A 12,176-nucleotide genomic window follows, 5' to 3' on the forward strand; every position below is an offset into this window, starting at 1 on the left:
CCGGCCGCAGGGTGAGCTCGGGTGCAAGCGAGTGCGCGGGCGAACCACCGAGCATGAGCGGAATCGCGATACCGGAAAGCCCTGTGCCACCGGCGAACCGATCGAGGAACAGCTTGAGCAGTCCGGTATAGGCGGCCTTGTAGGTCGGGCTGGCGAACACGACGAGATCGGCGGCGCCGACCTGCGTCACCAGCTCGCCGATCCCCGGGTCGGACCAGTCGAGAATCGCCGTACCGAGGGTCGCGAGGTCGACGACGAGATCGGGTGCGCCACCGGTGAGTTGGGTGGCCACATACGTCGCGGCATCCAGGGTTCGACTGGCCGGCTTGGGATTTCCGACGACGACGGCCGTCGTCACGAGGCCGACACCGCTTTGACCGGCGCACCGAAGGGCACTGCGGCGCGGGCGGCGCGCGGCGGCGCCGGATGCTCCCACAGTCCACGACGGGTCAGCTCCGGCAGCACGCCCTCGCCGAACCAGTACGCCTCCTCGAGGTGCGGGTACCCCGACAACACGAACTCGTCGATGCCCACGTCGCGGTAGGCCTCGATGAGGTCGGCGATCTCGGTGTAGGAACCGACCATCGCCGTACCCGCCCCACCGCGCACCAGGCCGATACCGGCCCACAGATTCGGGTAGATCTCCAGGCCGTCCTTGGAACCCTTGTTGAGCGCGAGCATTCGCTGCTGACCTTCCGACGCCGAGCGCTTCAGGCCCGCCTGGATGCGGGCGATGTCCTCGGCGGAGATGTTCTCCAGCAACCGATCCGCCTCGGCCCACGCCTCTTCCGAGGTCGCGCGGGCGATGGTGTGTAACCGGATGCCGTAGGTCAGTTCCCGCCCCTGCTCTGCGGCCGCCCGACGAACGCGCGCGATCTTCTCGGCCACCGCCTCGGGCGGTTCACCCCAGGTGAGGTAGACGTCGGCGTGCTTGGCGGCCACGGCGATTCCGGCCGCCGACGAGCCACCGAAGTAGATCTCGGGAAGCGGGTCCGGGATCTGGTGCAGGGTCGCGTTCTCCACCGAGAGGTACTTACCCTCGAAGGTCAGCGTCTCCCCGGTCCACAGGCGCCGGACGATCTCGAGGAACTCGTCGGCGCGGGCGTACCGCTCCTCCTTGGTGCTGAAGTCACCGAACATGGCCTGCTCGGCATCCTCACCACCGGTCACCACATTCAGCAGCAAGCGTCCGCCGGACAGATTCTGGAAGGTACCGGCCATCTGCGCCGAGAGGAACGGAGCGGTGACACCGGGCCGAAAGGCCACCAGGAACTTCAGCCGCTCGGAGACGCTGCTGAGCATGGCCGTCGAGACCCATGCGTCCTCGCACCACGCCCCGGTCGGGGTGAGCGCCGCCTCGAAGCCGAGTTGTTCGGCACTGCGCGCGATCTGTCCGAGGTAGGGCACCGACGCCGGTCGCGACGAGGCCTGCGCCGCCACCCCGTGGCCGCCGCCGACCACCGTCCGACCGTCGCCGCCGTTGGTGGGGAGAAACCAATGAAACTTCACGCCTGATCAATCCACTTCCGAATTGGGGATACCGTGCACAACCACACCATTGCACCCGACCCGCTCGGCTCACCCAAGAGTTTTCCGCGCGGTGAGTCAATCCCTGCGGCCCCGCCATCCGGGGGCTACCGGACAACGAACCCCCGCAGCGACCAACCCCTCCCCACCCGGTGGTCGAGGTGCGCAGGGGCGCCAGCGACGGAGCCTCGAGACCTATTGCGCCGGTGCTGGTTTCGAGTTCCAGCGTCGGCGTTCAGGGGTCTCGAGACGCGTCGTGCTCGCTGCGCTCGCGCGAGGCTCCTCGACCACCGAAGAGAAAGGACCGGCTCCTCGACCACCGAAAGATAGGAACCGCTCCTCGACCACCGGAGAAGGACCACCGTGGAGAACCACCGGGGATTGCCCCGCTCAGTCGTCGGAGGTGATCAGTTCGTGGATGAACTCCATCTTCCCCAGGACCTTCGGCGGCAGCACGAAGGGATAGAGGTCCTGATGGCCCATCGAGCGGTTGATCTGGTTGAGCGCCCAGGTCAGCGGCAGCCACCATTCGATGATGCGATCGAAGCCCACCTGACCGGGGAGGTCGGCGTCGAGAGTGGCGCCGGCCGGAGCCAGGGCGAACGCCGCCGCCGTATCGAGGGTGTCGCGGATGTGGAGGTAGTGGGCGAAGGTCTCGGCCCAGTCCTCGGCGGGATGCATGGTCGCGTAGGACGAGACGTAGTCGTCCTTCCAGTTCTCCGGCGGCCCGTCGCCGTAGTGGCGATCGAGCGCGGCCTGATAGTCCTGGTCGGGATCACCGAACAACTCCTCATAGCGTCCGCGATTGGGGCCGTCACCGACGAGCACCATCTGATAGAAGTGGCCGATCTCGTGGCGGAAGTGGCCGATCAGGGTGCGGTAGGGCTCGTCCATCGACACCCGCAGCTGTTCGCGGTGGACGTCGTCGCCCTCGGCGAGGTCGAGGGTGACCACACCGTTGGCGTGGCCGGTGATGACCTGCTGGGTGGCACTGGAGAGCAGGTCGAAGGCCAGGCCGATCTCCGAGTCCTCGTCCTTGCCGAAGATCGGCAGTTGGAGTTCGTCGAGTTCGACGATGACGCGCCGCTTGGCGAGTTCGGCCTCGGCGAACGCAGCCATGGCGTCGGTGTCGGAGTCGTCGGGACGGGTGCGGGTCAGCCGGCACGACTCGCACAGCGCGGGCAACCCCTCACCGATCTCGACGAGCCAGTTGCACGCGGCGACGCCGCTGTTGGCGCAGCGACCGATCAATGCGTCGTCGACCTGTGCCTGCTCCTTGTCGTCGAGGACCTGGATGGTTCGGGAGGGCAGATGGAAGCCCAGCTTGCTCTCGCAGTTCAGACACAGCGAGTTCTCGAAAATCAGCTGCTGGCCGCATTTACGGCAGTGGAAATCGCGCAACGTTGCACTCCTTGGGTGAATTCGAGCTCGTGGATCGCGGGGGTCGCGTGGATCAGGATTGGCCCGGGTGCGGCCCCCGCACATGCTCGACGCGGACCTGGCCCATCGATCGTTTCGTCGGAACACATGGCCGAATGTGCACATGTGAGTGCCCGACATCACACTACGGAGTGGGGCCCACCGCCGCAGGCAACTCCGGATCGGCGGACCACTGCGACCACGACCCCGGGAACAAGGTGCCCGAGAACCCGGCGATGGCCAGCGCCGCGAGCTCGTGCGCGGCGTTGATTCCCGATCCGCAGTACGCGATGACCTGCGCATTCTCGGCGACCCCGGCCTCGGTGAACCGTTCGCGCAGCTGCTCGGGCGACAGGAACCGCCCGTCGTCGGCGAGATTCCCGGCCGTCGGGACACTGACGGCGCCGGGCACATGTCCGGCGCGGGGATCCATCGGTTCGGTCTCCCCGCGATACCGTTCGCCGGCGCGGGCATCGAGGATGACCACGTCGTCGCGGCCGTCCCGGATCTCCGAGGACAGTCGCGCGACCTCATCGAGCGACACATGCGAGAGTTCGCCGCCGGTCAGGGTGAAGGTGCCGGGACGCGCGGCGGTGTCGCCGGCGGAGACACGCATCCCGGCCGAGCGCCAGGCGTCGAGCCCGCCATCGAGCATCCTGACGTCGAGGTGTCCGGCCCAGGTCAGCAACCACCACGCGCGGGCCGCCGCCAGGTTGCCGATGTCGTCGTAGACCACCACCGGCGACGAGTCGTCCACACCCCAGCGTCGGGCGGCGTCCTGCAGGCGATCCGACGACGGCAGCGGATGGCGGCCGAGTTCGGCCGACGGCGGGTCGGCCAGTTCGGAATCGAGATCGACGTAGACGGCTCCGGGAATGTGACCCTCCCGATACCGCTCACGCCCATCGGTCCGCCCCAACGCCCAGCGGACGTCGAGGATCACCGGCGGACGGTCCGAGAGCATCTCCTCGGTCAGTGCGTCGACGTCGATCAGGTTCTGCGCCATGAACATTCACTCCTTTGTCGTCGGGGTGGCACCCGACTCCGTTTCGCCGCCGCGGGCCGCGATGACCGCGGGGGCCATGACCGCAGCGAGGTCGGCGGCGACATCGCGGTCGCTCTCGGGTGGCATCGCCACATAGCTCAGCGCCATGCGCGTGATCGCCCGCGCGATACACACCGCGTCGTCGTCGGCGAGACCAAGCCACGAGGTGGTGAGCATGTCGGTGAGACGCGCGCTCGCGGTCGTGATCAGCGGCGCGGCATCGGTGGTGATCAGCCGCAGCAGATCCGGCTTCGCCTCACCACGCTGCAGCGAGGTGATGAGCGGGTCGGCCGCGGCCACGGCGAAGAAGGCGGCGAATGCATCGTGCAATGCGCCATGGATATCGTGTGGGCGCTCGGCAACCGTCGACGCGACGATGCCGGCGAATTCCGTGGCCAAGCGCATCGCATACGCCTGCGCCAGTCCGTGGCGGGAACCGAACTCGTTGTACACGGTTTGCCGTCCGACGCCCGATTTCCGGGCGACGTCGGCCATCGTGATCGACGGCCAATCCTTTTCGACCAGCAGATCTCGCAGACCGTCGAGCAGAGTTGTGCGCAACAGCGCCCTACTCGCCTCCGCATAGGTCTGTCGGGTGGTCACCTCGACGAGGTTACCGAGCCGGCCCCGCGTGCCGATCGCGAGAGTCGAGGTCACACGGGCCGGTACGAATTCCGCGCGGCGGTCTCATCGATCTCCTGTCGATGGCCGAACCCGATCTGGATTCGACCTCAAGACAAATACTCGCAATTTGTCTTCGTTAGAGACAAATACTCTGCTATTGTCGAGCAACACCGAAACCCAGCGAAAGCGATGGTTGTCATGCACGTTGTCGATCGACTCATCAACAAAGCCCAGGTCGTGGTACCGATGGAACGCCAAATCCAGGGCCTGCATCTGCTCCAGCGCGCCAAACGGCTGATGGTGGACGATGGCCAGCCACGCTTCGAGGCGTCGGAAATCCCCGACGTTGCGGACCTGGATCTCACCGAGATCGACGTCAGCAATCCGTTCTTGTGGCGTCAAGGACAGTGGCAGCCCTACTTCAGGAGGCTGCGAGACGAAGCGCCCGTGCACTTTCGGGCTGACAGCGCTTTCGGTCCGTTCTGGTCGGTGACCCGCTACGACGATATCGTCACCGTCGACAAGGACTTTCAGACCTTCTCCGCCGAACCTCAGATCATTCTCGGCGCGCCGCCCGAAGGACTCGATATCGAGATGTTCATCGCGATGGACCCGCCGCGCCACGACCAGCAACGCGCCGCGGTTCAGGGCGTTGTCGCTCCGCAGACTCTGGAGGAGATGGAGGGCCTGATCCGTTCGCGGGTCCAGGATGTCCTCGACACGCTGCCGGTGGGTGAACCGTTCGACTGGGTGGACCGGGTCAGTGTCGAGCTGACCTCGCGGATGCTGGCCACGCTGCTGGACTTCCCGTACGAGGACCGCCGCAAGCTGGTGCAGTGGACCGACTTGGTGGCCACCAGCGCATCGGCCACCGGCGGGGCCAACAACACAGATGAGATCTACCGGGGCGCCGCCGACATGGCGGGGAGTTTCAGCGCGTTGTGGCACGACAAGGCGGCGCGCCTGGCGGCCGGCGAGAAGCCCGGGTACGACCTGATCACACTCATGCAGCTCTCCGAGGACACCAAGGACCTGATCAACCGGCCGATGGAGTTCCTCGGCAACCTTGTGTTGCTGGTCGTGGGTGGTAACGACACCACACGCAACTCGATGACCGGCGGTGTGCTCGCCCTCAATCAGTTCCCCGACCAGTTCGACCGGCTTCGCACCAACCCGGGGCTGGTTCCGAAGCTGGTCCACGAGATCCTCCGATGGCAGACGCCGCTGGCCTACATGCGTCGGGTCGCCACCCGCGACACCGTTCTGAACGGCCAGTTCATCCGTAAAGGCGACAAGGTCGTGATGTGGTACGCCTCGGCGAACCGAGACGAGCGCACATTCGACGACCCGGACAGCTTTGTGATCGACCGGCGCAACGCCCGTCACCACCTGGCCTTCGGGATCGGTACGCACCGCTGCATGGGGAGTCGGCTGGCGGAATTGCAGTTGCGGATCCTGTGGGAGGAACTGCTGGCCCGATTCGACGACATCGAGGTCCTCGCGGAGCCGGAGCGCGTGCAGTCGAACTTCGTGCGGGGTTACAGCTCGATGATGGTGCGCCTCACCCCGATCGGCGGTCGGCGGCCGGAGCCGGGCCCCTACCGCACACATCTACGCGAGGCCGGCGACAACGACTCTGCAGCAAGCAGTTCGGCGGCAAGCAGTTCAGCCCCCATGCCCACACGGCCATCTCGTGAAAACCGTGGTGCGGCAATGCAGACGCTCGATCTGCGGGTGGCCCGCCGGCGGACCGTGGCCGAGGGCGTCGTCGAGCTCACCCTGACCGATCCCACCGGTGGTTCGCTGCCCGACTGGACTCCGGGCTCGCACGTCGAGCTCCTGTTGCGGCCGGGGATGTCGAAGCACTACTCCCTCTGCGGAGATCCCGCAGACCGATCGTCATGGACTGTCGCGGTCCTGCGTGAACGCAACGGCCGCGGCGGATCCCGATTCGTTCACGAAGAACTGGCCGAGGGTTCGCACCTGCAGGTCAGGGGTCCCCGCAACCACTTCGCGCTCGTCGGCTCACCGCGATATCAGTTCATCGCCGGCGGCATCGGTATCACCCCGGTACGCGCCATGATCGCGGCAGCCCAGGCCGATGGGGCCGAATGGAACCTGTTGTACTGCGGTCGGTCTCGGAACTCAATGGCATTTCTCGACGAACTGGGGGCCGACGATCGGGTGACGGTCTGGGCCGGTGACGAACACAGCGGGCGGTTCGATCTCGACGCGATCCTCGGCGAGCCGCGGGCCGACACCCTGGTCTACTGCTGCGGACCCGCCGCGCTGATGGACGCCGTCGAGGAGAAGTGCGCAGCATGGCCGGACGGGAGCCTGCACCTCGAGCGGTTCGTGGCCGCGACCGGCGACGCGCCCGAGGGCGCACTCGACTCCTTCGAGGTCGAGTGCGCGGTCTCGGGGGTGACTGTCACGGTCGAACAGGGCACGACGATCTTCGCCGCGGTCGAGGAGGCCGGTGTCGACGTCATCGGTTCGTGCATGGAAGGAATCTGCGGTACATGTGAGGCCGACGTTCTCGGCGGCGCCCCCGACCATCGCGACTCCGTGCTGTCACGTGCCGAACGCGAACGCGGCGACACGGTCATGACCTGCGTCTCCCGATCACTCTCGCCGAAGCTGGTGCTCGACCTGTAGAACCTCGACCTATAGAACGCTGCAGCGTCAATCCGAGGTCACCTCCGGGCAGACGGCGGTCTGCGCCATGGTCCGTACGATCGGTCATATGAAGCAGGCTGACGGCGAGTACTACGTGACGGCGCAAGAAGTGGCGGCGTTCGAGGAATCGGGCAAGCGCTACTGGTACATGCGCGAGGACGGATCGACCGACCTCTACCTCGACGATCTCGAGATCACCCATGGCTGGCCGATCTTCCTGATGGAACGCGACGCCGCATGGTTCGCCAAGTGGGGCGGCGACTACGAGAAGGCCGTCGAGACCGATCTGAACCCGCACCTCATCAAGAACTTCGAGGAGCTCCTGACGCAGGGCAACTGGCCGCACGACCAGGACTGACCAGCGACTGTCAATGAAGTTGGGGTAGCCTTACCTCATCATGGGTTTCTCGTTCGCGACGGTCACCGGTACCGACGACCTCACCCCGCACATCCGTCGGGTGCACCTGCGCGTCGAGCATCTCGCCCGTCTACAACTGCCCGGCGGGCCCGACGACGCCGTGGGCCTCTACTTTCCCGAGCCCGGCCAAAGCCGACCTCCCGCAATGGAATTGCGCGACGAGGTGTGGGGATATCACGACCTCGACGAGCCGCCGGAGGGCCGTAATTACACCATCCGCTCCGTCGACCACCGAACCGCGACCGTCGACGTCGACTTCGTCATCCACTCGCGTGGTCCGGCGACGCTCTGGGCCCAACGAGCCGACGTCGGTGATGCGGTGGCGATGTCGCACGCGCGCGGCTGGTACCGGCCCGCGCCGGGCACCGACTGGCTCCTGCTGGGAACCGATCTCGCCGGATTACCCGCCGCCGCCCGCATTCTCGACGAGCTCGCCACCGATCCAAGGCCGGTGACGCTGGTGGTCGAGGTGATCGACGAGGACGACCTCGCCTATCTGGGCCACCTCGCCGACGGCGTCGAGGTCATCAGCCTGATCGGCAGCGGCAACGGCATCTCGGCGAGCCGATTGGGCACGACCATCGCCGCGCTCGACGTTCCCGCCGGGATCGGATACTGCTGGTTCGCCGGCGAGGCCGCCGAATCCCGTACGGTGCGCAAACACTTTCGCCGCGAACACCATTGGCCCGCCGACCGCTACGACATCATCGGTTACTGGCGCTACGACGGTGAGGCGTGGGCGCGACGCTACGCCGAGCACGGCGACGAGCTACTCGCGGTGTATCAGCAGGCGATCGCCGACGGCAAGGACGAGAAGCGCGCTGCCGAAGAGTTCGACGAGGCGCTCGAACAGGCCGGATTGTGATCCCAGCACTCGTTTGAGTACCTGGCGACTCAGTACCGCGCGATCTGACCGTCCTTGGGGGCGCGATACATTCGCCACAGCACCCGTGGGACAGCCCGCAATGGCACGGCCCGGGGCCAGTCCCGTGCGCGCAGCAATGCCTCGGTACCACCGTCGACGGTGATCACCGATCCGGCCATGAAATCGGCGGCGGGCGAGAGCATCAGCATCACCCACTGCGTGATCTGCTCCGGTGTTCCGTACTCGCGCAGCGGAATCGGGAAGGACCGGACGTTCTTCGACGACGCACCGGTCAGTTGCGATTGCAGCAGCGGGGTCATTACCGGCCCGGGGGGCGATGATGTTGACCGCGATCCCCTCCCCCGCCCATTCAGGATGGGTGCCGTGCACGCGACACCATCGGGTGACCGCGATTTTCGACGCCGCGTACGCCGCAGGGCCCGACAGCGCCTTACCCCGCCTGCGCAGGATTCGCGTGGCCCCCTCGGTGTCGCCGGCGTCGAGTCGGGCGACCGCGCGGCCTGGTACCAGCGGCGTCGCTGTTGTCGAATTGGAGCCGAAGACAACCACTTTCGATTTCCCGTTCGCGGCGAGCAGCGGGCGAAAGGCGGTGAGCAGTTCGGTCACCCCAAGGAGGTTCACCTCGACGATGGTGCGTTCGGCTCCGCGCGCCGGGCCGAGACCGGCCGCGAGAACGGCTCCGGCGAGTGCGCCCTCAGCCCGGTCGAGGACCGCGGCGATCGCCGACGCACGCCCGTGCGGCGTCGAGAGGTCCGCGGTCACCTCGGCGCCGTCCCGATCGATCCCGATCACCGTATGCCCGGCCGCACGCAACGAATCGGCAACCGCCGCACCCATTCCCGACGCCGATCCGGTCACCACGTATGTCCCCACACGTTCTCCCTCAGCCGTGGTTGCGCGAACGCGCTCCCCGTTGTTCTGCTCGCAGCGTACGGTCATAGGCCTCGTTGAAAGCGCGCAGTTCGCGCAACAGGACCTCCGGGGTACCAGGGTCGAGATCGGCGAAGACCTGTTTGAGGCGACTCACCCGCAGCATGCCGTCATGGGTGAATGCGGCCCGTCCGCTCTCGGTCGGGCGGATGAGCCTGCTCGTCGAGCCCTCGACGTCGAAGCGTTCGAGGTAGCCGAGTTTGATCGCGGCGTTGACCTGCCGGTTGACCGTGGACTGTTCGAGGTCGAGTTCGTCGGTGAGTTCCCGCAGGGTCCGTGCACGGCCGTCGGAGAGGACGAGCAGGATCGCGAACGCCGAGCTCTCGAGCACCGACTCGGCGGGGTGTTCGCTCTTGCGTCGATGAAAGCGGCTGAGTTCCTCGACGATGTCGCGGTAGAGCGGCGACGGCCACGGTGCGTGGTCGGCCCCGTCGAAGGTCACCGGCGCCGGACGTGACGTGCCGTTGCGCTCACCCTCGCGGAATCCGCCCACTGCGACCTCTTTCGACATCCGGCTCACCGACATTCTGCCGCAGCCGCCCGGTATGTCCGATTGAGGAGCCTCACGAGCTGCGCGGCTTGCATATGTACCTTACATATGTACGCTACATATAGCTTAGGAGGTGCGATGTCAGACACCAATTCGTCGCCGGCAGCAGAGAACCCGGCACCAGTAGAGTCCGTTCCGCGCAACGGGTCGTCCAATGGCGCCGCGATCGCCACCGTCATCGCGCTGTGTTTCGGTGGCCTCGTCGCATCCTTGATGCAGACGCTGGTCATCCCGATCCAGCCCGAGTTACCCACCCTGCTGGGCACCTCCCATTCCAACGCGTCGTGGGTGATCACCGCGACATTGCTGGCCGCCGCGATCGCGATGCCCATCGCCGGCCGCCTCGGCGATATGTTCGGCAAGCAGCGGGTCCTGCTGGGCAGCGCCGCGCTGCTCGTCGCCGGTTCCATCGTGTGCGCCCTGAGTAGTTCGGTCATCCCGATGATCGCCGGGCGTGCGATCCAGGGCTTGGCCATGGGCTTCATCCCCGTCGGCATCAGCCTCATGCGTGAGGTCACGCCACCCAAGATCACCTCGATGGCGATCGCCGCGATGAGCGCGACGCTCGGTGTGGGTGGCGCGATCGGTCTGCCGCTGTCGGCGTGGATCGCGCAGAGCTGGAACTGGCACGGCCTGTTCTGGGTATCGGCGATCCTGTCGTTGGCCGTCCTCGCCCTGGTCGTCGTGGTCGTCCCGCACGTCCCCGACGCGGTCGGTGGCCGTCTGGACTTCGTCGGCGCAATCGGCTTGGCCATCGGTTTGTCGGCCGCGCTCATCGCCGTGTCCAAGGGCAACGACTGGGGTTGGACGTCGGGCACCACGCTCGGCACGCTGATCGGCGGTCTCGTCGTGCTCGGGGCGTGGGGTTTCTATCAGCTGCGAACCCCCGAGCCGCTCGTCGACCTGCGGACCACCGCACGTCCGGCGGTCCTGCTCACCAACATCGCCGCCGTCGCCATCGGCTTCGGCATGATGGCGCAGTCGATCGTCATCCCGATGCTGCTCGAGATGGACGTTCGCACCGGAGTCGGACTCGGCCAGACCATGCTCGAGGCCGGCCTGTGGATGGCGCCCGGCGGACTGATGATGCTGGTCTTCGCCCCGGTCTCGGGCACGCTGATCAACAAGATCGGCGCAAAGTACACCTTGGCCATCGGCGCGACGGTGCTCGGTGTGGGCTATCTGCTCGCGATGTTCCTGATGAACTCTCCGTGGCAGCTGATGATCGCGTCGATCATCGCCGCGTCGGGCGTCGGCATCGGCTATGCGGCGATGCCCACCTTGATCATGGGCGCGGTGCCGATGACCGAGGCCGGTGCGGCCGTCGGCCTCAACGGATTGATGCGCTCGATCGGCACCACCGTCTCCTCGGCGGTGATGGCGGTGCTGCTCACCACCTCGACGATCAGCATGGCGGGCAACGACATTCCCACCCACACGACATTCAAGTGGTGCTTCCTGGTGGGCGCCGTCGCCGCGTTCGTCGGTGTGGCCATCACCCTGTGCATCCCCAAGCGCGGCCCCAAGCCGACGCCGACGGGCGTGGTGATCGCCGACTCGGCAGCATCGGGCTCGGCGACACCAGGCTCGGCGACACCGGGCTCGGCAGCACCGGCCACCTCGCACTGACCCCGCGCTCGGCCCGTCAGACCAGCCGGTCGCCGGTCTCGGGGTGGAACAGGTGAACCGCGTTGTCGGCCTGCCGCAACCGGATTCCCTCTCCACGCTTGGCCGGCGCCCGCTGTGAAGAGCGTGCCACCACGACCATCGGATCACCGTCGAGGTTGTGGACCGATTCGTCGGCCAGCGAGGCGTAGACGTAGGTTTCGCTGCCGAGCTCTTCGAGAAGTGCGACGTCGGCGTTGAGTCCGGTGCCGTCGTCGGAGAGCGCGAGGTGCTCGGGCCGGATGCCGACGACGACCGAGCTCAGCCCGGACTTGCGCAGTGCCGCCTGCGATGTGGCGTCGATGTCGATGTCGGCTCCGGCGATCGAGATGGCGCCGTCGCGGATCGGCGCGGTGAACAGGTTCATCGCCGGTGATCCGATGAAGCCGGCGACGAAGGCGTTGACCGGGTGGTCGTAGAGTTCGGCCGGGGG

Annotated in this window: 11 protein-coding genes and 1 pseudogene; 4 read left to right on the plus strand and 8 right to left on the minus strand. The window is 66.7% G+C overall.

What is annotated here, in order from left to right:
- From B1964_RS20100 to B1964_RS20120, 5 genes are all read right to left on the minus strand, one after another.
- A partial coding sequence (locus B1964_RS20100; RefSeq protein WP_079931032.1) for an NAD(P)H-dependent oxidoreductase occupies positions 1–358 on the minus strand: 358 nt, incomplete at its 3' end.
- Entirely contained in the window at positions 355–1,509 is a 1,155-nt protein-coding gene (locus tag B1964_RS20105; protein ID WP_079931033.1) for an LLM class flavin-dependent oxidoreductase, read from the minus strand. The genes B1964_RS20105 and B1964_RS20100, both read right to left, overlap by 4 nt.
- Positions 1,510–1,917: 408 nt before the next feature.
- Positions 1,918–2,928, minus strand: a complete 1,011-nt coding sequence (locus B1964_RS20110) for a putative zinc-binding metallopeptidase (RefSeq protein WP_079931034.1) — start codon at positions 2,926–2,928, stop codon at positions 1,918–1,920.
- Positions 2,929–3,091: 163 nt separating this feature from the next.
- Positions 3,092–3,958: a sulfurtransferase gene (locus tag B1964_RS20115; RefSeq protein ID WP_079931035.1), complete on the minus strand. Its 867-nt coding sequence runs from the start codon at positions 3,956–3,958 to the stop codon at positions 3,092–3,094.
- Positions 3,959–4,594, minus strand: coding sequence for a TetR family transcriptional regulator (locus tag B1964_RS20120; protein WP_079931038.1), 636 nt, complete (start codon positions 4,592–4,594; stop codon positions 3,959–3,961).
- A gap of 219 nt (positions 4,595–4,813) precedes the next feature.
- Between B1964_RS20120 and B1964_RS20125 the strand changes: the two genes are divergently transcribed.
- From B1964_RS20125 to B1964_RS20135, 3 genes are all read left to right on the plus strand, one after another.
- Positions 4,814–7,273 (plus strand): cytochrome P450/oxidoreductase, encoded by a 2,460-nt coding sequence (locus B1964_RS20125; RefSeq protein ID WP_079931039.1) that lies wholly within the window; start codon positions 4,814–4,816, stop codon positions 7,271–7,273.
- Positions 7,274–7,361: 88 nt separating this feature from the next.
- Complete coding sequence (locus B1964_RS20130) at positions 7,362–7,652, plus strand: hypothetical protein (RefSeq protein ID WP_026919835.1); 291 nt, start codon at positions 7,362–7,364, stop codon at positions 7,650–7,652.
- A 40-nt stretch (positions 7,653–7,692) separates the two neighbouring features.
- On the plus strand, positions 7,693–8,577 hold the full coding sequence (locus B1964_RS20135) for a siderophore-interacting protein (protein WP_079931036.1): 885 nt from the start codon (positions 7,693–7,695) through the stop codon (positions 8,575–8,577).
- Between the two features lie 29 nt (positions 8,578–8,606).
- Here B1964_RS20135 and B1964_RS20140 read toward each other — a convergent pair.
- A pseudogene (locus tag B1964_RS20140) lies at positions 8,607–9,471 on the minus strand (SDR family oxidoreductase).
- A 10-nt stretch (positions 9,472–9,481) separates the two neighbouring features.
- Positions 9,482–10,039 (minus strand): MarR family winged helix-turn-helix transcriptional regulator, encoded by a 558-nt coding sequence (locus B1964_RS20145; RefSeq protein WP_253194091.1) that lies wholly within the window; start codon positions 10,037–10,039, stop codon positions 9,482–9,484.
- Positions 10,040–10,156: 117 nt separating this feature from the next.
- On the opposite strand from B1964_RS20145, the gene B1964_RS20150 reads away from it, so the two are divergent.
- The gene (locus B1964_RS20150; RefSeq protein ID WP_079931037.1) at positions 10,157–11,707 is read left to right on the plus strand and encodes an MFS transporter; all 1,551 of its coding nucleotides are present in this window, start codon (positions 10,157–10,159) and stop codon (positions 11,705–11,707) included.
- Between the two features lie 16 nt (positions 11,708–11,723).
- Here the strand turns inward: B1964_RS20150 and B1964_RS20155 are convergent.
- Positions 11,724–12,176 (minus strand): TOBE domain-containing protein (locus tag B1964_RS20155; protein WP_139765811.1); only part of this gene is annotated, 453 nt, incomplete at its 5' end.

Origin of the sequence: Gordonia sp. i37, assembly GCF_002043085.1 — a bacterium.
GTDB classification, from domain to species: domain Bacteria; phylum Actinomycetota; class Actinomycetes; order Mycobacteriales; family Mycobacteriaceae; genus Gordonia; species Gordonia polyisoprenivorans.